This is a genomic window from Klebsiella sp. BIGb0132, assembly GCF_024810075.1.
In the GTDB taxonomy this organism is placed as follows: Bacteria; Pseudomonadota; Gammaproteobacteria; order Enterobacterales; family Enterobacteriaceae; genus Klebsiella; species Klebsiella terrigena.
The window spans coordinates 1,231,797-1,256,764 of record NZ_JANUDW010000001.1 but is presented as its reverse complement, the minus strand read 5'-3'; the positions used below and the strand labels follow the sequence as shown (position 1 = coordinate 1,256,764).

General features: G+C 55.8%; 24 protein-coding genes. 14 read left to right on the top strand and 10 right to left on the bottom strand.

Features of this window, described 5'->3' with window-relative positions; translation table 11 throughout:
• Positions 1-58 precede the first annotated feature (58 nt).
• Positions 59-673 carry a membrane protein YczE gene (gene yczE / locus M2416_RS05775; protein WP_076944685.1) on the top strand — a complete coding sequence of 205 codons (615 nt, stop codon included), beginning with the start codon at positions 59-61 and terminating at the stop codon, positions 671-673.
• 92 nt (positions 674-765) lie between these two features.
• Entirely contained in the window at positions 766-1,119 is a 354-nt protein-coding gene (locus tag M2416_RS05770; RefSeq protein ID WP_076945463.1) for a DUF1428 domain-containing protein, read from the top strand.
• A gap of 66 nt (positions 1,120-1,185) precedes the next feature.
• Here M2416_RS05770 and M2416_RS05765 read toward each other — a convergent pair whose 3' ends face one another.
• Positions 1,186-2,745 carry an EAL domain-containing protein gene (locus M2416_RS05765; RefSeq protein WP_259222617.1) on the bottom strand — a complete coding sequence of 520 codons (1,560 nt, stop codon included), beginning with the start codon at positions 2,743-2,745 and terminating at the stop codon, positions 1,186-1,188.
• 264 nt (positions 2,746-3,009) lie between these two features.
• The gene (locus M2416_RS05760; protein ID WP_259222615.1) at positions 3,010-4,119 is read right to left on the bottom strand and encodes an ABC transporter ATP-binding protein; all 1,110 of its coding nucleotides are present in this window, start codon (positions 4,117-4,119) and stop codon (positions 3,010-3,012) included.
• Positions 4,120-4,473: 354 nt separating this feature from the next.
• Here M2416_RS05760 and M2416_RS05755 point away from each other — a divergent pair, with 354 nt between their 5' ends.
• From M2416_RS05755 to M2416_RS05730, 6 genes are all read left to right on the top strand, one after another.
• Positions 4,474-5,706, top strand: coding sequence for an extracellular solute-binding protein (locus tag M2416_RS05755; RefSeq protein ID WP_041144343.1), 1,233 nt, complete (start codon positions 4,474-4,476; stop codon positions 5,704-5,706).
• Positions 5,707-5,840: 134 nt separating this feature from the next.
• Positions 5,841-7,148 (top strand): carbohydrate ABC transporter permease, encoded by a 1,308-nt coding sequence (locus M2416_RS05750; RefSeq protein WP_076944689.1) that lies wholly within the window; start codon positions 5,841-5,843, stop codon positions 7,146-7,148.
• Positions 7,149-7,158: 10 nt separating this feature from the next.
• Positions 7,159-8,010: a sugar ABC transporter permease gene (locus M2416_RS05745; protein ID WP_041144345.1), complete on the top strand. Its 852-nt coding sequence runs from the start codon at positions 7,159-7,161 to the stop codon at positions 8,008-8,010.
• Between the two features lie 4 nt (positions 8,011-8,014).
• Positions 8,015-9,217, top strand: a complete 1,203-nt coding sequence (locus M2416_RS05740; RefSeq protein WP_259222612.1) for a glycoside hydrolase family 53 protein — start codon at positions 8,015-8,017, stop codon at positions 9,215-9,217.
• A gap of 130 nt (positions 9,218-9,347) precedes the next feature.
• On the top strand, positions 9,348-11,405 hold the full coding sequence (locus M2416_RS05735; RefSeq protein WP_123551461.1) for a beta-galactosidase: 2,058 nt from the start codon (positions 9,348-9,350) through the stop codon (positions 11,403-11,405).
• A gap of 67 nt (positions 11,406-11,472) precedes the next feature.
• On the top strand, positions 11,473-11,787 hold the full coding sequence (locus M2416_RS05730) for a glucose PTS transporter subunit EIIB (protein WP_041144347.1): 315 nt from the start codon (positions 11,473-11,475) through the stop codon (positions 11,785-11,787).
• 218 nt (positions 11,788-12,005) lie between these two features.
• Here the strand turns inward: M2416_RS05730 and M2416_RS05725 are convergent, their stop codons facing one another.
• Positions 12,006-13,277, bottom strand: coding sequence for a maltoporin (locus tag M2416_RS05725; RefSeq protein WP_076944691.1), 1,272 nt, complete (start codon positions 13,275-13,277; stop codon positions 12,006-12,008).
• A 269-nt stretch (positions 13,278-13,546) separates the two neighbouring features.
• On the opposite strand from M2416_RS05725, the gene M2416_RS05720 reads away from it, so the two are divergent.
• The 3 genes from M2416_RS05720 to ykgO all read left to right on the top strand — a co-directional run bounded on the left by M2416_RS05720 (position 13,547) and on the right by ykgO (position 15,142).
• Positions 13,547-14,620 (top strand): LacI family DNA-binding transcriptional regulator, encoded by a 1,074-nt coding sequence (locus M2416_RS05720; protein ID WP_076944692.1) that lies wholly within the window; start codon positions 13,547-13,549, stop codon positions 14,618-14,620.
• A gap of 118 nt (positions 14,621-14,738) precedes the next feature.
• On the top strand, positions 14,739-15,002 hold the full coding sequence (locus tag M2416_RS05715; RefSeq protein ID WP_076944693.1) for a type B 50S ribosomal protein L31: 264 nt from the start codon (positions 14,739-14,741) through the stop codon (positions 15,000-15,002).
• Positions 15,002-15,142, top strand: a complete 141-nt coding sequence (ykgO, locus tag M2416_RS05710; protein ID WP_003859006.1) for a type B 50S ribosomal protein L36 — start codon at positions 15,002-15,004, stop codon at positions 15,140-15,142. The genes M2416_RS05715 and ykgO overlap by 1 nt, the downstream gene beginning before the upstream one ends.
• Here ykgO and M2416_RS05705 read toward each other — a convergent pair.
• On the bottom strand, positions 15,139-15,849 hold the full coding sequence (locus M2416_RS05705) for a GNAT family N-acetyltransferase (protein WP_259222602.1): 711 nt from the start codon (positions 15,847-15,849) through the stop codon (positions 15,139-15,141). The genes ykgO and M2416_RS05705 overlap by 4 nt on opposite strands.
• Positions 15,850-15,950: 101 nt before the next feature.
• On the opposite strand from M2416_RS05705, the gene pdxR reads away from it, so the two are divergent.
• Positions 15,951-17,408 (top strand): MocR-like pyridoxine biosynthesis transcription factor PdxR, encoded by a 1,458-nt coding sequence (gene pdxR, locus M2416_RS05700; RefSeq protein WP_259222601.1) that lies wholly within the window; start codon positions 15,951-15,953, stop codon positions 17,406-17,408.
• Here pdxR and M2416_RS05695 read toward each other — a convergent pair.
• The gene (locus M2416_RS05695) at positions 17,380-17,847 is read right to left on the bottom strand and encodes a YlaC family protein (RefSeq protein WP_133596456.1); all 468 of its coding nucleotides are present in this window, start codon (positions 17,845-17,847) and stop codon (positions 17,380-17,382) included. The genes pdxR and M2416_RS05695 overlap by 29 nt on opposite strands.
• On the opposite strand from M2416_RS05695, the gene M2416_RS26965 reads away from it, so the two are divergent.
• Positions 17,837-17,974 carry a hypothetical protein gene (locus tag M2416_RS26965; RefSeq protein ID WP_371823018.1) on the top strand — a complete coding sequence of 46 codons (138 nt, stop codon included), beginning with the start codon at positions 17,837-17,839 and terminating at the stop codon, positions 17,972-17,974. The genes M2416_RS05695 and M2416_RS26965 overlap by 11 nt on opposite strands.
• Here M2416_RS26965 and maa read toward each other — a convergent pair.
• From maa to acrA, 5 genes are all read right to left on the bottom strand, one after another.
• Entirely contained in the window at positions 17,946-18,512 is a 567-nt protein-coding gene (gene maa, locus M2416_RS05690) for a maltose O-acetyltransferase (protein ID WP_259222598.1), read from the bottom strand. The genes M2416_RS26965 and maa overlap by 29 nt on opposite strands.
• A gap of 148 nt (positions 18,513-18,660) precedes the next feature.
• Entirely contained in the window at positions 18,661-18,879 is a 219-nt protein-coding gene (locus tag M2416_RS05685) for an HHA domain-containing protein (protein WP_041144355.1), read from the bottom strand.
• A gap of 26 nt (positions 18,880-18,905) precedes the next feature.
• Complete coding sequence (gene tomB, locus M2416_RS05680; RefSeq protein WP_041144356.1) at positions 18,906-19,280, bottom strand: Hha toxicity modulator TomB; 375 nt, start codon at positions 19,278-19,280, stop codon at positions 18,906-18,908.
• 475 nt (positions 19,281-19,755) lie between these two features.
• Positions 19,756-22,902: a multidrug efflux RND transporter permease subunit AcrB gene (acrB, locus tag M2416_RS05675; RefSeq protein ID WP_041144357.1), complete on the bottom strand. Its 3,147-nt coding sequence runs from the start codon at positions 22,900-22,902 to the stop codon at positions 19,756-19,758.
• A 34-nt stretch (positions 22,903-22,936) separates the two neighbouring features.
• Positions 22,937-24,118: a multidrug efflux RND transporter periplasmic adaptor subunit AcrA gene (gene acrA / locus M2416_RS05670; protein ID WP_076944698.1), complete on the bottom strand. Its 1,182-nt coding sequence runs from the start codon at positions 24,116-24,118 to the stop codon at positions 22,937-22,939.
• A 142-nt stretch (positions 24,119-24,260) separates the two neighbouring features.
• Here acrA and acrR point away from each other — a divergent pair, with 142 nt between their 5' ends.
• The gene (acrR, locus tag M2416_RS05665) at positions 24,261-24,911 is read left to right on the top strand and encodes a multidrug efflux transporter transcriptional repressor AcrR (RefSeq protein WP_041144359.1); all 651 of its coding nucleotides are present in this window, start codon (positions 24,261-24,263) and stop codon (positions 24,909-24,911) included.
• Positions 24,912-24,968: the final 57 nt, after the last annotated feature.

The window sequence follows — 24,968 nt, the reverse complement described above, 5'->3', positions numbered from 1 at the left end:
AATTATCAATCCATTTTTGCCGATGATGGAAAGGTCCGCAATCATCCAGAGGTAAAAAATGTTACGTCGTCTACTGCAGCTCTATATCGGCCTCGTTCTGTACGGCGTGTCGACCGCGCTCTTTGTGCACGCCAATCTCGGAGCCGACCCGTGGGATGTTTTTCATCTCGGCATGGGTAAACAGTTTGGTCTGGATTTTGGCACGGTCATGATCCTGACCGGCGCGGCGGTCCTGCTGCTGTGGATCCCCCTGCGCCAGATGCCCGGGCTGGGCACCATCAGCAATGTGATCGTGCTGGGCCTGGCGGCAAATGCGACCCTGGCCGTTTTGCCGCCGCTTGAATCGGTGGTGGCGCGCAGCCTGCTGCTGGTCGGCGCGGTGATCCTCAACGCCCTGGCAACCGGTATGTATATTGGCGCTGGATTCGGCCCCGGGCCGCGCGACGGTCTGATGACCGGACTCCATGCCCGTACCGGCTGGTCGCTGCGCGGGATCCGCACCGCCATCGAGGTATCGGTACTGCTGATTGGCTGGATGGCCGGAGGCACCTTTGGCATCGGCACCGTGCTGTATGCGCTGACCATCGGGCCGCTTATTCAGCTCTGTTTACCCTGGTTCCGCCAGCCCGTCGCTGCGCAGCCCGTTGCCGCTGGCCGCGAAGCCGCATCCTGATTTTATGCCGTCTTCGGCGATGACAACTAAACTTAACGCTGCAGATGCCGCCGGGTTCGCCGGCTGCGCTGTTCACTTCGGAGATAATGCTCATGAAGTACGTTGATGGTTTTGTCGTTGCCGTGCCCGCGGAAAATAAGGAGGCATACCGCGAGATGGCAGCGAAGGCCGCGTCACTGTTCAGAGAGTTTGGCGCGCTGCGCGTTGTGGAGTGCTGGGCGGACGACGTGCCGCAAGGCAAGTACACCGACTTTCGGATGGCGGTAAAAGCCGAGGACGATGAAGAGGTGGTATTCAGCTGGATCGAATATCCGTCGAAAGAGGCGAGGGATAACGCCAACGCAAAACTGATGACGGACCCGCGGATGAAGGTGCTGGGAGAAGAGATGCCCTTTGACGGCCAGCGCATGATCTTTGGCGGCTTTGCGCCGCTACTCGATGAATAATCTGCCAGCAGCACCATCCCCGCGGCCCGCCGGTTTCGGGGATGGTGATAGCCAGTTACGCGGCGTTCACGATCCCTTCAGGTTATTTTCCGCCCACAGAATAAACTTCTCTTTCGGCAGCGCTTTGCTGTACAGCCAGCCCTGGGCGTATATCACGCCGTGATCGCGCAGCCAGTCGCGCTGGCGTTCGGTTTCCACGCCTTCCGCAACCGTCGCCAGGTCGAGCGCTTTTGCCATCTCGATGATGTGCGGCGTCAGCGGTTTATACTCCAGCGTGTCAACAAACGATTTATCGATTTTCAGGGTATCGACGTCCAGCCGCTGCAGGTAGCTCAGGCTGGAGTAGCCGGTACCGAAATCATCGATGGAGATGCGGTGCCCTGCCTGACGGTAGCTGGCGATCACCGGCAGCGTGGTTTGCGGGTCAACGAAGCCGCGCTCGGTAATCTCCAGAATGATCTGCTGCGCGGCGATATTCCAGTGCTGAAGCTGTTCGCGCAGAAGTATCGGCAGCTTTGGCGAGCGCAAATCATCTACTGACAGATTAATGGAAATATGGACCTCCGGCCGCCGCTGTAGCCAGGGGCCGAGGTCGGCAAAAATGGTGCGGACGATATCTTCGGTTAAGCGGGTAATCAGCCCGGTTTGCTCGGCGAGCGGGATAAAAATATCCGGCGACAGAAAGCTGCCGTCGGGCTGCTTCCAGCGCGCCAGCGCTTCCGCCCCCGCGATTTTGCCACTCTGCAGCGAAACAATCGGCTGATAGTAGACCTGGATGGCGTTGGAGTTCAGGGCATCCAGCATCCCATAGCGCGGCGAGCGCAGTCGACGCAGCAGCCGCAAAATTAAAAATGAGGCCAGCAGGCTGGTAAACAGGCCGATGGGCACCCACAGCAGCAGCTGATGCCGCCATCGCTCCTGCAGCGGCAGGGTCGAAGACCAGGTCGCAATCCCGAGGCCCAGCTCCGGGATGCGGTGAATGCGGAAAACGGTATTGTCGAGGGTCAGCGTTTTGGCACTCTGATTTTTTATTTTCTCCCAGATAAGCGGATCGATCTTTTCACTACTGACGATCGCCCGTTCGCGCCGGGTGCCAAACAGAACGGTGTGGATCTCATCCGGGCTCAGCTGGACGACGTCGATAAACGATGCGGGATCTATCATCACCATATGGTTATCGCTGCCCAGGGCCGTCATCCGGCGCTGCATGCCGAGATCGTTGAGGGTTGTCAGCCAGGCGCGGTAGCCGTCGGAGGTGATGCTATCGGGCTCGGGAAATTTGACGGGCGCGCTGCGGTCTTCAAGCGAAGAGCACTGCGGGACTGAATCATGCAGCCACAGCACTTCCTGCACGTAGCGATGGGTATAGGCAATGCGCCGCATCGCCTGTAAATGCTGCGGGCTACACGAGGCGTAGGGAATAGCCTCCGCTTCCTGCAGCGCCTCTTTCGCCTGATCGGCAACCTGCTGCACCCGCGTTAAAACGCGTGCGGAGTAGTTATCCAGCTCGCTATAAAACTGCATTTTTGCCTGACTTGTTGCCAGCCAGATGCTCAGCCCGGTGGGCAAAATAATGGCGAGAATCAGCACCCCCGTAACCAGACTCACCAGGTGTCGGGTTGTCATGAGAATATCCTTATGTCAGAGGGGGTTCGCTGAGTATACCCGATAGCGGAAAAAGGTCGCGGTGCCGGTGAATTATTATTGGATGTAAAAAATGCCCGAACCGGCAGATGCCGTCGGTTCGGGCTAAGATGGACGATCCGCTGCGTTCAAGGCGTTGAGCGCGCGGAGAAAACGAGGGCCGGAATGCCTTTCGCGCTAGCGTTCGGCACCCGGTAACAGCTTAATCGCCGATCGTGACAGCGAGATGTTGCGCATCATGAAGGACTAGTGGGCGTCCGGAGCGGCAATATCGGCGCTGATGCGCAGGTTATTTTCATCAAAGACCATGCAGAAGCTATCGTCGAAGGCGACGTCGATTTTCTGCCACGGCCGGAAGTGGACGTCGCCGGGGAGCAGGATTTTGACATTATCGTGACCGTAGCACTGGCCGAACAGATAGGTGTTGTTCCCCAGTCGTTCAACGACTTCGCACTGGAAGCCGACGACCGTCCCGCTGCGAACGTCGGTCGACAGATGCTCAGGGCGGATCCCTAACGTGACGCTATCGCCGGGCCGTACCGGGGCGGTGGTGATATTCAGCGTCAGGTGATGATCCTGCGCCATCTTCACGCTGAGCTGGCCCGGCTGCCATGCGGTGACCGTTGCGGGCAGGAAGTTCATCTTCGGCGAGCCGATAAACCCGGCAACGAATTTATTGACCGGGTTGTAGTACAGCGACATCGGCGAGCCCATCTGCTCAACCTTGCCGTAGTTCATCACCACTATCTTATCGGCAAGGGTCATAGCCTCAACCTGATCGTGGGTGACATACACCATGGTGGTTTTGAGCTCATGGTGTAGTTTGGCGATATGCAGACGCATCTCGACGCGCAGCTCGGCGTCGAGGTTAGAGAGCGGTTCGTCGAACATGAACACCCGCGGGTTGCGCACGATGGCGCGGCCGATCGCCACGCGCTGACGCTGGCCGCCGGAGAGCTGTTTGGGCTTGCGGTCCAGCAGATGCGAGAGCTGCAGGGTTTTCGCCACCATTTCAACCTGACGGCGAATCTCGTCTTTTGGCACCTTATTGACCTTCAGGCCGTAGCCCATGTTTTCCGCGACCGTCATATGCGGATAGAGCGCATAGGACTGGAATACCATCGCCACGCCGCGGTGGGCGGGAACAACGTCATTCATCACCTCATCGCCAATCAGCACCTCACCATCGCTGACCTCTTCAAGACCGGCAATCATCCGCAGCAGGGTTGACTTTCCGCAGCCGGAAGGCCCAACGAAAACCGCAAATTCACCATCTTCGATATCAAGATTAACCTGATGCAGCGTCACGGTACTGCCAAACCGTTTGGTGACATTCCTCAGTCGTATATTGGACATCAACGTTCCCCGGGGTTAGTAGTCGTTATTTGCCGTTGGGATTAGGGTTGCAGCGGGTTTTTGTATTACGTGTAACAACTCGTCTGACCGATGATCAACAGCACTGAAATCATGCTATGACTATAACTTCCAGTATTTTTGCGCCCTACACCGATGTTTCATTTCTGCAATCACGATCACACAACTGGTAGCTTCATATGGTTTTATCCGCCTTCAAAGCGTAGCGTATAACAAATCACGGAAATCGTATTTTAGCGTTATAAATCACCATAAAGTGCCTGATGTAAACATCGACAAACGTCGAATGGCTTAATAAAAACCAATAAATTGTTATACCTTCACATGAGGTTGATAATGAAAAAGAACACTCTTGCCGCACTTATCCTCACGACGCTGGCTGCCGGACAGCTGGTTAGCCTGCAGGCGCAGGCCGCCGGCCAGCTCAACGTCTGGGAAGACATCAAAAAATCCGACGGCATCAAAGCCGCGGTGAGCGATTTTGAAAAACAGTACGACGTGAAGGTCAGCGTGCAGGAAATGCCCTACGCGCAGCAGCTGGAAAAGCTGCGTCTCGATGGCCCGGCGGGTATTGGCCCTGACGTACTGGTTATCCCCAACGACCAGCTGGGCGGAGCGGTGGTTCAGGGGCTGCTGTCGCCGCTGAAGCTGGAGCAGGCGAAACAAGAGGCGTTTACGCCGGCATCGATCGGCGCTTTCCGCCTCGATAATGTGCTCTACGGCGTGCCGAAAGCCGTAGAAACCCTGGTGCTGATCTATAACAAAGACCTGATCGACAAGCCGCTGGATAGCCTGCAGGCGTGGTATGACTTCTCGAAGGCGCAGCGTGCGCAGAACAAATACGGCCTGCTGGCGAAGTTTGACCAGATTTACTACAGCTGGGGGGCGATTGGCCCGATGGGCGGCTATATCTTTGGCAAAAACGCCAACGGCGGCTTTAACCCGCAGGACGTCGGTTTGAATAAACCGGGGGCCGTCGAGGCGGTGACCTTCCTGAAAAAATTCTACAGCGATAACGTCTTCCCGGCGGGGATCCTTGGCGATAACGGCCTGAACGCGATCGACTCGCTGTTTACCGAGAAAAAAGCGGCGGCGGTGATCAACGGCCCGTGGGCCTTCCAGCCGTATGAAGCGGCAGGGATCAACTACGGCGTCGTACCGCTGCCGACGCTGCCGGACGGTAAGCCAATGAGCTCTTTCCTCGGCGTGAAAGGCTACGTGGTATCGACCTGGAGCAAAGACAAAGCGCTGGCGCAGCAGTTTATTGAGTTTATCAATCAGCCGCAGTACGCCAAGGCCCGCTACGTTGCTACCGGTGAAATCCCGGCGCTGAAGGCGATGATTGACGACCCGTTAATCAAAAATGATGAGAAGGCCAGCGCGGTGGCGGTGCAGTCGGCACGCGCGACGGCGATGCCGGGGATCCCGGAGATGGGCGAGGTTTGGGGGCCGGCTAACGCCGCGCTGGAGCTGAGTCTGACCGGCAAACAGGCGCCGCAGGCGGCGCTCGATAACGCGGAAAAACAGATCAAAATGCAAATTGAAGCGATGCAGGCCAGCAACCAGTAATTGCGATGTTCGCCACTCTGCAGGCAACGCGTAGGTTGGCGACGTTGATTCGCGCTGTAACGCAGCGCGAACGATCCAGGGTATCGCTGTAACAGAACGGGCGGGGAACCTCCCGTTTTCAGAAGGAGTCGTGTGTGATTATCAATCCCAGCGAAAATATTGCCGCAGCGCGCGGCGCGGGACGCCATGCGTGGTGCGGCCTGCTGCTGGCTGTGGTGCCGGGTTTTGGCCAGTTTTATCATCGTCAGTGGCTGAAGGGGCTGGTTTTCCTCGTGCTGCTGAGCAGTTTTATGAGCGTTTTTTACGACTTCCTGCATCAGGGGCTGTGGGGACTGTACACCCTCGGTGAAGAGGTGCCGCGAGACAACTCTATTTTCCTGCTGGCAGAGGGGATAATCAGCGTGCTGATCGTCGCTTTCGGCGTGCTGGTTTACTTTCTCTCACTGCGCGACGCCTGGGTCAACGGCAAAAAGCGCGATGAGGGCGTGGCGCTCAACAGCGTGCGCAAACAGTACCAGATGCTGCTCAAAGACGGCTTCCCGTATCTGATGATTACTCCCGGCTTTATTCTGCTGGTGTTTGTCGTGATCTTCCCGATTTTGTTCGGTTTCGCGATTGCGTTTACCAACTACAACCTCTACCACACGCCGCCGGCGAAGCTGGTGGACTGGGTGGGATTAAAGAACTTTATTAATATCTTTACCCTCTCTATCTGGCGCTCGACGTTCTTTGACGTCCTGCAGTGGACGGTGGTCTGGACCCTGCTGGCGACCACCCTGCAGTGTACCGTTGGCGTTCTGCTGGCGATCCTCGTCAACCAGAAAGACCTGCGCTTTAAGCCGATGATCCGCACCATTTTCATTCTGCCGTGGGCGGTGCCGGGCTTCGTCACCATTCTGGTGTTTGCGGGAATGTTTAACGACTCGTTTGGGGTGATTAACAACGCGATCCTCTCCTTCTTTGGCATCAGCCCGAAGGCGTGGCTGACCGATCCGTTCTGGACGAAAACCGCGCTGATTATGATGCAGACCTGGCTGGGCTTCCCGTTCGTATTCGCCATGACCACCGGAGTGCTGCAGGCGATCCCCGACGATCTGTATGAGGCGGCAACGATGGATGGCGCCAGCGCCTGGACCCGTCTGCGGACGATTACGCTGCCGCTGGTGCTGTACTCGATTGCGCCGATCATCATCACCCAGTACACCTTCAACTTTAACAACTTCAACATCATTTACCTGTTCAACAACGGCGGGCCTGCGGTGGCGGGGTCGAACGCCGGCGGGACGGATATCCTGGTGTCGTGGATCTACAAGCTGACGATGTCGTCTTCGCAATATGCCATTGCGGCGACCATTACCATCCTGCTGTCGATTTTTGTCGTCGGCCTGGCGCTGTGGCAGTTCCGCGCCACTAAATCCTTTAAAAATGACGAGATGGCGTAAGGGAAGCAACATGGCTAAATCACCCAGTATTAAACGCGAAAAGTGGATTCGCCTGTCGCTCACCTGGCTGGTTATCGCCGCGGTGTCGGCGATCATTATCTATCCGCTGGTCTGGACGGTTGGGGCGTCGCTGAACGCCGGCAACAGCCTGCTCAGCACCTCGATTATTCCGGAGAACCTCTCCTTCCAGCACTACGCCGATCTGTTCAACGGTAACGTGAACTATCTGACCTGGTACTGGAACTCGATGAAGATCAGCTTCATGACCATGGCGCTGACCCTCATCAGCGTCAGCTTCACCGCCTACGCCTTCTCCCGCTTTCGTTTTAAAGGGCGGCAGAACGGGCTGATGCTGTTTCTGCTGCTGCAGATGATCCCCCAGTTTTCGGCGCTGATTGCGATCTTTGTCCTCTCGCAGCTGCTGGGCCTGATCAACAGCCATCTGGCGCTGGTGCTGATCTACGTTGGCGGCATGATCCCGATGAACACCTGGCTGATGAAGGGCTACCTCGACGCGATCCCCAAAGATCTGGACGAGTCGGCGCGCATGGACGGCGCCAGCAGCCTGCGGATCTTTTTCGAAATCATCATGCCGTTGTCGAAGCCGATTCTGGCGGTGGTCGCGCTGTTTTCGTTCACCGGCCCGCTGGGGGACTTCATTTTATCGAGCACTATCCTGCGCACGCCGGACAAATACACGCTGCCGATCGGCCTGTATAACCTGGTGGCGCAGAAAATGGGCGCCAGCTACACCACCTATGCGGCGGGCGCGGTGCTGATTGCGGTACCGGTAGCGATTCTCTATCTGGCATTACAAAAATACTTTGTTTCCGGCCTGACCTCTGGCAGTACAAAAGGATAACCCCATGAAAAGATTAACGCCCGCGCTGCTTGCTGTTTGTCTGGCATGCAGTTTTTCCGCCAGTTTGCATGCTGCCGATACGCTGCAAACGCGCTCTTTTAACAATATGCCCGCCGACTTTATCAAAGGCGCGGATATTTCCACCCTGCTGGATGCCGAAAAGCACGGGGCAAAGTTTTATAACCACAGCAACCAGCTGCAGGACCCCATCGCGATCCTCAAGGCTGACGGCGTTAACTATGTGCGCCTGCGCCTGTGGGTTGACCCGAAAGATGCGCAGGGCCAGGCCTACGGCGGCGGCGATAACGATCTGGCGGCAACGCTGGCGCTGGCTAAGCGGGCAAAAGCGCAGGGCATGAAGCTGCTGCTCGACTTCCACTACAGCGATTTCTGGACCGACCCGGGCAAGCAGTTCAAGCCGAAAGCCTGGGAAAAGATGGATTATCCGCAGCTGAAAACCACTATCCACGACTATACCCGCGATACCATCGCCCGCTTTAAGCAGGAGGGCGTGCTGCCGGATATGGTGCAGATTGGCAATGAAATTAACGGCGGCATGTTGTGGCCGGAAGGCAAAAGCTGGGGGCAGGGCGGCGGCGAGTTTGACCGGCTGGCCGGCCTGCTGAACGCCGCCATCGATGGCCTGAAGGAGAACCTGAAGGGCGGCGAGCAGGTCAAAATCATGCTCCATCTGGCTGAAGGCACCAAAAACGATACCTTCCGCTGGTGGTTTGATGAAATCAGCAAGCGCAACGTGCCGTACGACATCATTGGCCTGTCGATGTACACCTATTGGAATGGCCCGATTAGCGCGCTGAAGGCCAATATGGACGATATCAGCAAGCGCTATAACAAAGACGTTATCGTGGTGGAGGCCGCTTACGCCTACACCCTGGAGAATTGCGACAATGCCGAAAATAGTTTCCAGGCTAAAGAGGAAAAAGACGGCGGCTATCCGGCAACGGTGCAGGGACAATATAATTACGTTCACGATTTAATGCAGGCCGTTGCCGATGTTCCTGACCATCGCGGCAAGGGCATATTTTATTGGGAGCCCACGTGGATTGCCGTGCCGGGAAATACCTGGGCCACGCCGGCGGGAATGAAATATATCCATGATGAGTGGAAGCAGGGAAATGCCCGCGAAAACCAGGCGCTGTTTGATTGCCAGGGTAAAGCATTACCGTCGATGAAAGTCTTTAATTAATATCCCCGAGACGTATTGAGCTTCGCCGGCGCCGGCGGCATTTGGCTACCGCGCCAGGGATTAATTGCCCGTCGGCCGATGCTCAAATTATTCAGGGAATATATGAATGTTAAACTTCAGGATGTTTATTATGAAAAAATTTGCGCCTTTGAGTCCGAAGGTTAATGCGCTATTGCATGGTGCGGACTACAACCCGGAACAGTGGGAAAACTATCCCGATATTATCGACCAGGATATTGCCATGATGCAGCAGGCAAACTGCAACGTCATGTCGGTGGGTATTTTCAGCTGGGCCAAACTTGAACCTCGGGAAGGCGTATTTGAGTTTGGCTGGCTGGATAGCATTCTGGATAAGCTCTATGCCGCCGGCATTCACGTATTTCTTGCCACCCCGAGCGGGGCGCGGCCGGCCTGGATGTCGCAGGCCTATCCGCAGGTGCTGCGCGTGGGGCGCGACCGCGTGCCGGCGCTGCACGGCGGGCGGCACAACCACTGCATGAGCTCGCCGGTATACCGGGAAAAAACCTTCAAAATAAACAGCCTGCTGGCGGAGCGCTATTCACGGCATCCGGCGGTGCTGGGCTGGCATATCTCCAACGAATACGGCGGCGAGTGCCACTGCGATATCTGCCAGGAGCGCTTCCGCGACTGGCTGAAGGCGCGCTATGAGACGCTGGATAATCTCAACCATGCCTGGTGGAGCACCTTCTGGAGCCACACCTATAGCGACTGGTCGCAGATTGAATCTCCGTCCCCGCAGGGGGAGGTCTCCATCCACGGCCTCAACCTCGACTGGCATCGCTTTAACACCGCCCAGGTTAGCGATTTTTGTCGCCATGAAGTTGCTCCGCTGAAAGCGGCAAATGCCGACCTGCCGGTGACCACAAACTTTATGGAATATTTCTACGATTACGACTACTGGCAGCTGGCAAAAAACCTCGATTTCATCTCCTGGGATAGCTACCCGATGTGGCATCGCGACAAGGATGAGACGACGCTGGCCTGCTACACCGCGATGTATCACGACATGATGCGTAGCCTGAAGGGCGGTAAGCCGTTTGTGCTGATGGAGTCGACGCCGAGCGCAACCAACTGGCAGCCGACCAGCAAGCTGAAAAAGCCGGGCATGCACATTCTCTCCTCCCTGCAGGCGGTGGCCCACGGCGCGGATTCGGTGCAGTACTTCCAGTGGCGCAAGAGCCGGGGTTCGGTGGAGAAATTCCACGGCGCAATTATCGATCACGTCGGGCACCTTGATACCCGCGTCGGCCGGGAAGTGACCCGGCTGGGTGAGATGCTGAGCCAGCTGCCGGAGGTGGTTGGCTGTAGCACCGATGCCAAAGTGGCGATCGTTTTCGATCAGCAAAACCGCTGGGCGTTGGACGATGCCCAGGGGCCGCGCAATATGGGTATGGAGTATGAAAATACCGTTAACGAGCACTACCGCCCGTTCTGGGAACAGGGTATTGCGGTGGATATCATCGATGCCGATGTCGATTTAAGCCCCTATCGGCTGGTGATTGCGCCGATGCTCTATATGGTTCGCGACGGCTTTGCCGAGCGCGCCGAAGCGTTCGTTGCCGGCGGCGGTCATCTGGTGACCACCTACTGGACCGGGATTGTAAACGAGAGCGATCTTTGCCACCTCGGCGGCTTCCCGGGCCCGCTGCGCAACCTGCTGGGAATTTGGGCGGAGGAGATTGACTGCCTGAATGACGGCGAACGTAATCTGGTTCAGGGGCTGGCGGGCAATGAGAGCGGCCTGCAGGGCCCTTATCAGGTGCGCCACCTCTGCGAGCTGATCCACGCTGAGGGCGCGCAGCCGCTGGCGACCTATCGGGATGATTTCTACGCCGGGCGGCCGGCGGTGACCGTTAACCGCTTTGGCAAAGGCAAGGCCTGGCACGTGGCGTCGCGCAACGACCTGGCCTTCCAGCGCGATTTCTTCGCCTCAATAAGCAAAGAGCTGGCGCTGCCGCGGGCCGTTGACGCTGATTTCCCGCCGGGCGTCGTGGCAACGGCGCGTACCGACGGTGAAACGACCTTTGTGTTCCTGCAAAACTACAGCGCCCAGCAGCATAGCGTGACGCTCCCGCAGGGCTATCGCGACTGCCTCTCCGGCGCCGCGGCTGATGCGCCTCTGAGCCTGAGCGCCTGGGATTGCCGCATCCTCAGCCGCAAAGCGTAATTCCTCTCTGCCCATGCCTGCTCTTGCGAGCAGGCTTTTTTTTATCTGTTATCATCTGGAGCGTATTATGGTGAGTTTAAAATCCTTCCTGCACTATTTCTCCCAGCCCCGCCCGACGGTTCCGCTCAGCGATGTGGAAAAGCAGCAGGTTCAGTCCCTCATTTCCGCCTTTGGCGGCGAGGAGAATATTGTTAACGTTGATGCCTGTATTACCCGCCTGCGGGTCACGGTAAATAATCTGGCGGTTGTTGACTCTCAGGCTTTACAGCAGCAGGGGGCGTTGGGCGTTATTATCCTTGGGCAGCAGGTCCATGCTATTTTTGGCAAACAGTCGGATGCCCTGCGTCAATTATTAGACGGCCATTTTACCGCTCGTCGTTAAATAAAAAAGGGATAACTCAACGGTGAGTTATCCCTGATATACGCCGCATATTTCACGCCGTAGGTGGGCAGCTGCTGTTGTTAAAAAACGCTTTCATGCCTGCCGCCGTCCTGCGACCCGAATTATTCAGGATATTAAAATAGCAATGGCAATACTCATTACCGGAGGGTAATTAACAACCTTACAGCTGGAGATAAAACGATATTACGCGATATTTATTACCACCAGGCTTCGACCTGGACACCAAAGTTCCACGTGTTGCTGGCAGTCTGATCTTCAAATGGCTTACCGTGCTCGGAATCATTCAGGTAGGAGGCAAAAATACGCAGCTCCGGGCGCGACATAAAGTCAGGACCGTCGGCGAGGCCTAGCGCAATGGTGTACTTCTCACCCGCCTGCTTGTAGTCGGTATTGTTCTTGTAGCTATCTTTCTGGTAGAACCCGCCCACCTCGCCGATCAGCCGTACGTACTCCGTAAACTGATACTGTCCGCGGGCGACGAGAGAAAGCATCCGCGTTTTATTGGTGTAGTCGGTGATGTCGTCGGCGGAACCCCAGGTCAGAACGTGGTTAATGGAGAACTTCTCGGTAATCGGGATCAGGCCGGTATTGATAACGCGATAGCCGCTGGCGTCGTTGACGTAGTTCCACATGTCGTACCAGCCGCCGCCCTGGGAGACCATATTTTGTGCCAGCCCTTTATTGGCGTACTGCAGCACCAGCTTGTTATAACCACCCAGCATATCCTGGCTTATCTCACCGGTCAGCATGACGCCGTTTTCAGCATCGTAGAGTCCGCCGTAGCTGTCCTGCTTTTTAGTGGTGTTCGGCATGGCGTAGTCGATACCGAATTCGGTCCACGAGCCGGACCACGGTTTCCAGCCGGCGTAGCGCAGATCGAGATAGTTAATATTGACGTTGCTGTCGCCATCGACGCGGTAGTCGACGTCGTTAGCGTCGCCGCGGATCCATGCGAACGAGACCGCGCCCGGGCCCAGGGTGTAGTTTTCGAGCCCGGCACCGGAGCCGGAAATGTTCCAGTATTTGGTATCAATGATGTGCAGATCGTGGCGCTGGTAATAGCGTTTACCGCCCCATATCACCGCGTTCGGGTCGCCCGGGACCAGGCCTTTAATCTGCAGGTTGAGCTGGCGCAGGCCAAACTGCGCGTCGTCGTTAAGCGTGGTTTCGTTATCGTTGGAGCCGTCTGACACCATGCTGACCATGCTATCAAGATAGAAGCTGACGTCGTCCTTTTTATAGACTTCCGAGCCGAGCTCCAGCTCGCCGTAGGTATCGGATTCGTTGCCCAGGCGGCCAATCTTATTCTTTTGCCATTCGGCGAGACTACCATCACCGGAGACCCCAACCCCGGCGCGCATATAACCATGAAAATCGATACCCGGAACCGTCGCGGTGGCTGCGATTACGGAGGGTGAAATCAGCGCGGCGGTTAACGCAGCAGAAAGAGTGCGCAGCGTAGTGTTCATGTCTATCCTCTTATTGTTTTGTATTACGTTCACATTAACGATGTCATAAAATGCCTAAACGTAAATTCAGGCAAATGAACGATCGCGATAGTGTGACTAAGTGCAAATAAAATCGCGTATTTTGTTACGGTCGGTGAGTCCATTCACAATTTAATGTATTGTGAGCGTAATACTTTTACTGACGGTTTTTCGCCGAGGGACGTCGCGGGGAGCGTTTTTTCAAATAGCCCCTGTTACAATCCAGGGATAACAACATAAGGAACCGGACCATGAAGTCTAAAAGTGCAACCTTAGAAGATGTCGCTCGCCATGCGGGGGTCTCTTATCAGACGGTGTCCAGGGTACTGAATAAATCTGCCAATGTATCCGAAGCCACGCGTCACAAGGTGGAGAAATCTATTGAGTTGCTGCGCTACGTGCCAAATCGCCTGGCTCAGCAGCTGGTGGGTAAGCAAAGTCGGACCGTGGGTCTGGTGACCATTTCGCTCGCGCTGCACGCGCCTTCGCAGGTGGCGGCGGCGGTGAAACGCTACGCTAACGTTGAAGGGTATCAGGTGCTGATCTCAATGATTGATGAGAGCGTCAACCAAAGTATCCAGGATTCGATCAACGAGCTGAAGTCTCAGCTGGTAGACAAGGTGATCATTAACGTCCCTCTGGATACCGAACAGGCGCAGAAAATCGCCGCTGACAATGACGACATCGTATGTTTGTTTTTAGACGTTGATCCCTACAGCTCGGTGTTTAACGTTTCGTTTAACCCGGCCGACGGCACCCGTGCGAGCGTGAAATATCTCTATGAGATGGGCCACCGTGAAATTGCGCTGCTGGCCGGCCCGGAAAGCTCCGTATCGGCCAGGCTGAGGCTGAAAAGCTGGCTTGAAACGCTGGAGGGCTATGGCCTGCAGCCGGTAACGGTGATCCGCGGCAACTGGGATGCGCAAAGCGGCTATGCCGGGGCTTTACAGATGCTGCGCGAGACGCCGAAATTTAGCGCGGTGCTGGTCGGCAACGACCAGATGGCGCTGGGGGTATTGAGCGCTTTCCATCAGCATCAGGTGCCGATCCCCGGTGAGAAGTCGGTCATTGGCTATGATGACACCTATGAAAGCTCCTTCTTCTATCCGGCGTTAACCACCGTTTCACTGGATCTCGATTTACAGGGGAAAGAGGCCGTGCGCCGCATCCTGGACAGCGGCGATAGCGAAAAGCTGAACACCTCCTCCATTCTTCCGGCACGGCTGGTGGTACGTCACTCTACCGGGCCCAAAATGGAGCAGGGCAAGAACCTGCAGGCCATTGCCGAGCAGCTGCGCGCGCTTGCCCATCAGCTGAATCCCTGATAGCCAGCGGACGGGCGTCTCAGCCCGCCGCCTAAATCCCTTTGCTGTTCATGGTTGATCTTTGTTGTTTACCGGCGTAACCTTATTGTTATGTTATAACATATCTAATGAGGTCATCATGAAAGCGAATATTCATCCGCATTACCGCACCGTTGTGTTTCACGACACCAGCGCTAATGAATATTTTAAAGTGGGTTCGACGATAAAAACCGAGCGTGAGATCGATCTGGAAGGGGTGACCTATCCGTACGTGCCGATTGACGTCTCCTCCAAATCGCACCCGTACTACACCGGTAAGCAGAAAACCTTCTCCAATGAAGGGAGCACCGCTCGTTTCCGCAAGCGTTTCGGCAGCTTTATTGATGCGAAAAGGAGCGAATAATGCAGGTGCTTAATTCTTTACGCAGCGCCAAACAGCGCCATCCGGACTGCCAGATAGTCAAACGCAAAGGGCGGCTGTACGTCATCTGCAAAAGCAACCCCCGCTTTAAGGCCGTGCAGGGGCGGAAAAAAAGGCGCTAGCCTGCCTGAGGGCGAAGGCTCTCAAGGGTACGGATCTGCTGGCCATCGGCGCTGAAATTGTCGCTGGCCAGCCATCTCTGCATAGCGCTATCAATCTGCGGCCACTCCGTATCGATTATCGAAAACCAGTCGGTATCCCGGTTGTGGCCCTTTATCACCAGCGCCTGACGAAAGCGCCCCTCATAGTGAAAACCTAGTCGCCGCGCCGCCCGACGTGAAGGCTCGTTCAGACTGTTACATTTCCATTCGTAGCGGCGATAGCCGAGGGTATCAAACGCGTAGCGCATCAGCCGCCAGTGCGCTTCGGTAGCCATTGCCGTTCGGCTAAGCAGCGGCGAAAAATGCACGTGCCCCACCTCGACAACGCCATTATTTGCATCAATTCTCATCAGCGCCAGCGAGCCGACGGGCAGTTGGGTCTGGCGGTCAATCACCGCAAAATGAAGCGGGTCGCTAAGTTCGGCTACGCTGGCTACCCATGCGCTAAACTCTTCGACGCTGCTATCGGGCTCACGCAGCAGCCAGGTCCAGCTGCGCGTATCCGGGGCCAGCTGATGGGCGGCGAAGAGCGCCTCAGCGTGCTTTCCGGCCAGTGGCTCCAGATAACAGAGGCGTCCTTGCAGGGTCTGCCGCTGCGGAGCGGGACGTGGCTGCCAGTCGGGCAGGGCATCGCCGACGGGTTGGCCGAAGTGGTTATGCTGACTCATTTTGCTTTCCTTATATGGACGTATGCGCTGAGACTAAGGCCTTGTTGGTTCCATAAAAAGTGCCATTGAACTATATTTTGATGGTGCCACGAGGAGCCGCAATGAATATCCCTGACGATGCCTTTTTCACTTTACTGGAACATGCCCTGCGCGACAGGGGCGATGAGACACTGCAGCGGACGCTGTACCACGCGCTGCGTGGCGCTATTTTGCAGGGGACTCTGGCAGGAGGCAGCCGTCTGCCTGGCTCACGTGCCATCGCCAGCTGGCTCAATCTGTCGCGCAACACGGTTAACGCGGCGCTGGAGCAGCTGGCGATGGAGGGCTACTTGCTGCGCAGCCGGCAGGGGACGCACGTGGCGGCGCTGAGCTCTGCGCAGGAGAGCAAGGTTACGCTACCGGCGATTGCGCTGCCGGAACGGCTGCTGGCGCTCCCGGCGGGGGCCAGGCGCGACTCTCCTGCTCTGGCCTTTACTCCCGGTACGCCGGCGATTAACTACTTTCCTCTCTCCATCTGGCGACGTCTGCTCGATCGCGTCCTGCGCGAAGAGGGCAGCACGCTGCTGGGCTACGGCGATGCGGCGGGGGAGCTGGCGCTGCGGGAGGCTATCGTGCGCCACCTCGCGCTGTCGCGCGGTATTCGCTGCGATGCCCGGCAGATTGTCATTACCGAAGGCGCGCTTGAGGGGGTCAACCTCTGTACCCACCTGCTGAGCGTCGCTGGCGACACCGCCTGGGTAGAGGAGCCGGGCTATTTAGGCGCCAAAAGCGTGTTTCTGAAGGCCGGGCTGCGGGTGAAGGGGATGGCGGTCGACAGCGAAGGTATGCGTCCGGAGGTGGATGAGGGCGAAACGCCGAGGCTCATTTTCACTTCCCCTTCGCACCAGTATCCATGCGGAGCGGTGATGAGCGCCGGGCGACGTCTGGCGCTGCTGGAGTATGCGCGCCAGCATAATGCCTGGATCGTGGAAGATGACTACGATAGCGAGTTTCGCTACAGCGGTGAGCCGATCCCGGCGATGCTGGGAATGGTAAAAGACGCGCCGGTGGTCTATCTCGGTACGTTCAGCAAAACGCTGTTCCCGGCGCTGCGGATTGGTTTTGTGGTCATGCCACCGGCGCTGGCCGCCGCGGCTCAGGGGGCGGTTAGCGCGCTGCTGCGGGGCGGCCATCGGGCTGAACAGCGGGCGCTGGCGCTCTTTATCGAAGAGGGCCACTATGCCCGTCATCTGGCCGCCATGCGCCGTTTGTACCGAAAGCGTCAGCTGCAGCTACGCGAGGCCCTGGCCAGGGAGCTGACCCAGCCTTGCGACATTCTCGGCGGCGAGGGCGGGCTGCACCTGACGGTCGCCGTTGAGGGGATTGATGATGTGGCGGTGGTTGAGCAGGCCCGCCAGTTTCAGCAGGCCCCTGCGGCGTTAAGCCGCTTCTATCTGGACGCTCGGCGCGCGCGAAGCGGGCTGGTGCTGGGATATGGCAATACGTCCGCTTCGCATTTTGCTCCGGCGCTGCGGACGTTAAATCGTCTTATCAGGCAGTGCCGACGCGGGTCAGGCTGAAGACATCGTAGAACGACAGCTCGCCTTTGGTAGCAATCATTTTTTGCAGCTGTGTTTTCTGCTCGCCCGCTACGCGCGGCGACTGCAGGATCCGTTCGATCAGCTGAGGCGGGACGAAGCGGGTGTTGTACCATTCGCCGTTGTAGCAGACGCGAAAGTCCAGGACGTCGATATCTTCGTAGCGATAGCGCGGATAGACGTCAAAGAAAAAGAAGCCGTTCAGCAGGACAAACAGCACCACCAGTAGCCATACGGAATCCACCAGCGTCTCTGAGGTGAACATGACGACGAAGGTCGCAGCAAAGGCGGCGTACATCGCGACGAACAGCCACGGATGATTGCGAATAAAACTGATACTGAAGCGCGGACGGTTGTCGCGCTTCTCTTTCACATTGAGCTCATCAATGGTATTGGTCAGCAGTTGCTGTATTTCTGTCATTTTGTCCCCGAATTCTACTAAGGCCCAGCCTGAAGGCTATTTTATGTTGCGGGAATCAGATGGAAAAGTAACAGATCAGTTGCGGAAAAGCATAACAGTTACTCTTTTTCCGCTTCCAGCATCCTGATGATTTGCGCGGGATTGCCGCCAACAACCGCATTCGGCGGAACGTCTTTGACGACCACGGCCCCGGAGGCGATGACGGCGTTATCGCCAATCGTCACGCCAGGGTTAATCACGGCGCGGCCGCCAATCCAGACGTTATTCCCGATGGTGACCGGTTTACCGTACTCTCTGCCGCTGTTGCGCTCGACCGCATCGAGAGGATGGGTGGCGGTATAGATATGTACGCCGGGTGCCAACATGCAGTTATCGCCGATCCTTATCGGGCAGACGTCGAGCATGACGCAGTCGAAATTAGCGTAGAAATTACTGCCGAGGTAAATATTGTAACCATAGTCACAGCGGAAGTTGGGCTCAATATAAGCATCGCCCGCCTGACCAAATAACGCTGTCAGACAGTTTTTGCGTAGTTCACGTTCTTCCGGCGCCGAATGGTTGTAGCGATGCAGCTCCTGCCTGGCATGCAGGCGATCCGCGCGTAGCGTCGCATCTCCGGGCTGATACAGCTCTCCGGCGATCATCTTAAGCTTCTCTTCACTCATGGGGCTTTCCTCAAATAGCGGGTGGGCCACAGTATAAAAAAGAAACCGGTTTCAGATACGCCGTTTGGCTATTTATGCGAGTAATATCACAAATATACCCGAAGTGAGGGGAGGGGCTGATTACCGCCTGGTCGTTACCTGAAATGAATTAGCGAATGAATTTCCATACCGACGTCGGGATTTTGTCGTAGAGCTTATTCATGGTCAATTCGGCAAGACGGTGATCGGCCGCTGAGTAAAATACAGCCAGTTCGTTGTCCGGAAGTTCGTATTTATTTTTTTCAATTACGCGTTCCAGCGTATCAATTGTCTGACAACGGCGTAAGCGCATCAAATAGTCTGTTTTGGTTAATGGTTCACCAGACATAAATTCACCTTTAGATTGTAATAATACTAACAAGAAAGACTCGCCGGATTTTCCCGGCTGGCGTTAACAAAACAACGGAATAACCGATTTCCCGATTTACGCCATTTCTGCAGGTCTACGCTGTTAATGCCGTAGCTGCTAAACAACATGAAAGTGTCATCAAGGTATTCATCGAGCTGAGCAATCAGTTTATTATCCTCAGCGTACTTAATTTTATAATTAAGCGCGAAGGTAGCAATGTGATCGATCAATTCATTAAGCTGAAGATTGACAGCCGACGTCGGGTCATTGACCCACCCGTGGTTGCTCTCTTCCAGGTTTGCAAGGCAATCATGATACAGGGTTTCGCAGAGAAATCGAAGCTGTGCGATATCATGTCTTTTTGGCGAGTATTCGTCCATAACACATCCCCTTTTGAGTGGTTTTAAACGACGACTAACAAGCACCGTTGTGGGATGAACACGACTAACAGACCTGGCACATACATTGTAATCCTGTTGATTTAACTATAATCCACTCTTAAACAGATTTCACCGTGCTATTACGAAAAATTACAATTATTACCCTTAATTTATCTTAACGCATCGGATTCTATTATACCGCAACATATCAAGGTGATGGCTATCGCAAAGCACACCTTATGGATCATTGGTTTAGCAGGTTATTTTGTCATGCGCCCGTCGGCAGCCACGGATAACGCTGGTATTAAGAATATTCTGAGTGAGGCCGAAGGGTAAAACCGTGAAGAATAATCTGATAAAAATAGGTTACATCATATCTTCGCTGATTATATAGCAGAACATCCGCTAAACAATCACATTGTGTGCGCTTTCATCGATAAAAAAAGGGCCGCAAATGCGGCCCTGAGTTGAGAGATTAATGATGCCCGGTCGGATGACTGTGCTCAATATCTTCCGTTTTCTTGCTGAAACGGCGACGAACGACCACGAAGAATACCGGCACGAAGAAGATTGCCAGAACCGTCGCGGTGACCATCCCGCCCATTACGCCGGTACCTACGGCGTTCTGCGCACCGGAGCCTGCGCCGGAGCTGATAACCAGCGGCATAACCCCGAGGATAAAGGCCAGCGAGGTCATCAGGATTGGACGCAGACGCATACGTACCGCCTCCAGCGTCGCCTCAATCAGGCCCTTGCCTTCTTTATCCATTAGGTCTTTGGCGAACTCTACGATAAGTATCGCGTTCTTCGCCGACAGGCCGATGGTGGTCAGCAGACCTACCTGGAAGTAGACGTCGTTAGTCAGGCCGCGGAAGGTTGCGGCCAGCAGCGCGCCGATAACCCCGAGCGGTACAACCAGCATAACCGAGAACGGAATCGACCAGCTTTCATACAGCGCTGCCAGACACAGGAATACCACAATCAACGAGATGGCATACAGTGCAGGAGCCTGGTTACCGGACAGACGTTCCTGATAGGACATACCGGTCCAGTCGTAGCCAACGCCAGCCGGCAGTTTGCCCGCCAGTTCTTCCATCAGGTTCATGGCTTCACCGGTACTTCTACCCGGAGCCGCCTGACCGAGGATTTCCATCGACGGCAGACCGTTATAGCGTTCCAGACGCGGTGAACCGTACTCCCAGTGCGACGTTGAGAAGGCCGAGAACGGCACCATCTGCCCGTCGCTACCGCGAACGTACCAGTTGCCAATATCTTCTGGCAGCATGCGGTATTTCGCTTCGGACATCACGTACACTTTCTTCACGCGACCGCGGTCGATAAAGTCGTTGACGTAGCTACCGCCCCAGGCTGCGCCCAGCGTGGTATTGATGTCACTGATGGATACGCCCAGCGCCTGCGCTTTCTCCTGATCGATATCTACCTTGAACTGCGGAGTATCTTCCAGGCCGTTCGGACGCACGCCGACCAGCAGGTCAGGGTGTTTCGCCACTTCACCAAACAGCTGGTTACGCGCCTGGGTCAGTTTTTCGTGGCCTAAGCCACCCTGGTCGATCAGCTGGAAGTCAAAGCCGGTTGCGGTACCCAGCTCGACGATAGCCGGCAGGTTAAAGGCGAAGACCATCGCATCTTTAATCTGCGAGAAGCGCGCCATCGCACGACCGGTAATCGCTTCAACCTTGTTCTCGCTGCCCGGACGTTCGCTCCAGTCTTTCAGAGAAACGAACGCAATACCGGTGTTCTGACCACGACCCGCGAAGCCAAAGCCGTTAACCGCGAACACGGATTCAACGTTGGCTTTCTCTTTCGTGAGGTAGTAGTCCGTCATCTCATCCAGCACTTTCTGCGTACGCTCCTGGGTGGCGCCAGCAGGCAGCTGCGCCATGCTCAGGAACACGCCCTGGTCTTCATCCGGCAGGAACGAGCTCGGCAGACGAACGAACAGGAATGCCATTCCGACAACGATGATCAGATACAGCACCAGATAACGACCGGTACTGCGCAGGATGTTGCCTACGCTATCGGTGTAGTGGTGGGTGCTCTTATCGAACATGCGGTTAAACCAGCCAAAGAAGCCTTTGTGCTCGCCGTGACCGCCTTTAGCGATAGGTTTCAGCATCGTGGCGCACAGCGCCGGCGTCAGAATCAATGCCACCAGTACCGACAGCGCCATCGCCGAAACGATAGTGATGGAGAACTGACGATAAATCGCCCCGGTTGAGCCGCCGAAGAAGGCCATCGGGATGAATACCGCCGACAGGACCATCGCGATACCGACCAGCGCGCCCTGGATCTGGCCCATAGATTTACGGGTTGCTTCCTTCGGCGGGAGCCCCTCCTCGGCCATGACGCGCTCGACGTTTTCTACCACCACGATGGCGTCATCCACCAACAGGCCTATCGCCAGCACCATACCAAACATGGTTAAGGTGTTTATCGAGAAGCCAAAGATGGCGAGGATGGCGAATGTCCCTAACAGGACCACCGGAACCGCGATGGTTGGAATCAGCGTGGCGCGGAAGTTCTGCAGGAACAGGTACATAACCAGGAAGACCAGGATAATTGCTTCAACCAGCGTTTTAACCACTTCATGAATGGAGATTTTCACGAACGGCGTGGTGTCATACGGGTAAACAATCTTCAGGCCTGACGGGAAGTACGGCTCCATTTTTGCCAGTTCAGCGCGAATGGCGTTTGCGGTATCCAGCGCGTTAGCGCCGGTCGCCAGTTTGATACCCAGACCGGAAGCCGGCTGGTTGTTAAACTTCGCGATGATGTCGTAGTTTTCGCCACCGAGCTCGACCTTCGCCACGTCGCGCAGGCGAACCTGCGAACCGTCCTGGTTCACTTTCAGCAGGATGTTGCTAAATTCGTCCGCAGATTTCAGACGCGTTTGCGCAATGATCGAAGCGTTCAGCTGCTGGCCTTTCACCGGCGGCGTACCGCCTAACTGACCGGCTGCAACCTGGGCGTTCTGCGCTTTAATGGCGCTAATGACATCGACCGGCGTCAGCTGGAAGTTGTTCAGCTTGTTCGGATCCATCCAGATACGCATCGCGTACTGGGAACCAAACAGCTGAACGTCGCCCACGCCCGACGTACGGCTGATCGCATCCTTCATGTTGGCGCCAACGTAGTCGGAAATATCCTCCTGCGTCATGGTGCCGTTGGTGTTGATAACGCCGACAACCATCAGGAAGCTGCTGGAGGATTTCTCCACGCTCACGCCCTGTTGCTGTACTTCCTGTGGCAGCAGCGGCATAGCGAGCTGCAGTTTGTTCTGCACCTGCACCTGCGCGATATCCGCGTCGGTACCGGACTGGAAGGTCAGCGTGATCTGAACCGTACCGGTTGAGTCACTGTTGGAGGACATGTACATCAGGTTATCGATACCGTTCATGTTCTGTTCGATAACCTGCGTGACGGTATCCTGCACCGTTTTCGCATCAGCACCAGGGTAGGTTGCGGAAATTGTCACCGCCGGCGGCGCAATCGTTGGATATTGCGCGACAGGCAGCTTCAGGATCGCAAGTCCCCCAGCTAGCATGATTATTATGGCGATCACCCATGCGAATATGGGGCGATCGATAAAGAAATTAGGCATGTCTTAACGGCTCCTGTTTAAGTTAAGACCTGGTTTACTCTGACTGAGCGTTGCTTGCAGCTTGCTGCTTATCGTCAGAGGCTACTTCCTGCGCTTTCACCTGCACGCCTGGTTTTACTTTTTGCAGCCCGGTGACGATGACGCGATCGCCCGATTTCACCCCGGTAGTGACCAGCCATTTATCGCCAATCGCCTGCGTTGCAGTGACCTGACGAACCTCGACCTTATCGCCTTCGCCCACCACCATTACGCTGGCATCACCGCGCGGAGTGCGGGTTACACCCTGCTGTGGTACCAGCAGTGCGTCAGGGTTGGTGCCTTCTTGCAAACGCGCGCGGACGAACATACCTGGCAGCAGGGAGTTATCCGGGTTCGGGAAGATAGCGCGCAGAGTGATAGAACCGGTGGTCTGATCAACGGTCACGTCAGAAAACTCCAGCGTGCCGCCCTGCGGATACTTCAGACCATCGCTGGTGACCAGCTCGACCTTAGCTTTCCCGTTTTCCTGTTTCAGCTTACCGTTTGCCAGCTCCTGTTTCAGGCGCAGGAAATCGTTGCTCGACTGGGTCACGTCAACGTAGATCGGGTCCAGCTGCTGAACGGTGGCCAGCGCGGTGGTCTGGCCGTTCTGCACCAGCGCACCTTCCGTCACTGCCGATTTACCAATACGACCGCTGATAGGCGAAGTCACTTTGGTATACGCCAGGTTAATACGCGCGGTTTCCACGGCAGCTTTTGCCGCCACGACGGCAGCATTGTTCTGCTGAGCGTCAGCAACTGCGGTGTCGTAGTCTTGTTGACTGATATATTTGGTGCCTAACAGTTTCTGGTAACGCTTGACCGTCAGCTGGGCGATGTTTGCCGCCGCCTGTGCTTTGGCTAAGTCGCCTTTCGCGCTTTCGTAGCTGGCCTGATAGGTTGCCGGATCGATCTGATAAAGGGACACGCCTGCCTGGATATCGCTACCTTCAGTGAAGTTACGTTTCAGAATAATGCCACTCACCTGAGGGCGAACTTCAGCAACGCGGTATGCACTGGTGCGGCCAGGCAGCTCGGTGGTGATTTGTAGAGGTGCGGATTTGAGCGTCACAACGCCGACTTCCGGCATTTGCTGGGCCCCTTGTTGAGCCGGTTTGTCGTCACATCCTGTTAGCGCTAAGCTGCCTGAGAGCATCAGAACGACCGCCAGAGGCGTTAACCCTCTGTTTTTGTTCATATGTAAACCTCGAGTGTCCAATTTCAAATTGTTCAGTGGCTCAAACGACCACAAACCCACTACTGTGTTTCTATTATGGTCATGCTATGGTACATACATTCATAAATGTATGTAAACGTAACCTCTGTAAACTCATCGACCTATGGCACGAAAAACCAAACAACAGGCACTTGAAACCCGGCAACACATTCTGGACGTTGCTCTGCGTTTGTTTTCGCAGCAAGGCGTATCATCTACCTCGTTGGCAGCAATTGCAAAAGCTGCAGGGGTGACGAGGGGGGCTATCTACTGGCATTTCAAGAATAAATCAGATTTATTTAATGAAATATGGGTGCTTTCGGAGGCCAGCATTAGTGACCTCGAAGTTGAGTATCGGGCAAAATTCCCCAACGATCCACTGTCAGTTGTTCGTGAGATCTTAGTCTATGTTCTTGAAGCAACGGTGACAGAAGAGCGTCGGCGGCTGATGATGGAAATCATCTTCCATAAATGCGAGTTTGTGGGCGAGATGACGGCGGCCCAGGAGGCGCAGCGCAGCCTCTGTCTCGAGAGCTACGATCGCATCGAGCACACCCTTAACGAATGTATTGCGGCGAAGATGCTGCCGGCCAATTTATTAACCCGGCGGGCGGCGATTTTAATGCGCAGCTACCTTTCGGGCCTGATGGAAAACTGGCTATTTGCGCCGGACTCTTTCGATCTGCAAAAAGACGCGCGCGAATTTGTCGAGACGCTGCTCGAGATGTATCAGTTTTGCCCGTCACTGCGGGCTCCAGCCGAGGCCGCGCTCTAGCGCTTCGCTTAAGTTCCCGACCTGAACCGGCGCGAAAAAATGCCGCTATCCGCCGCT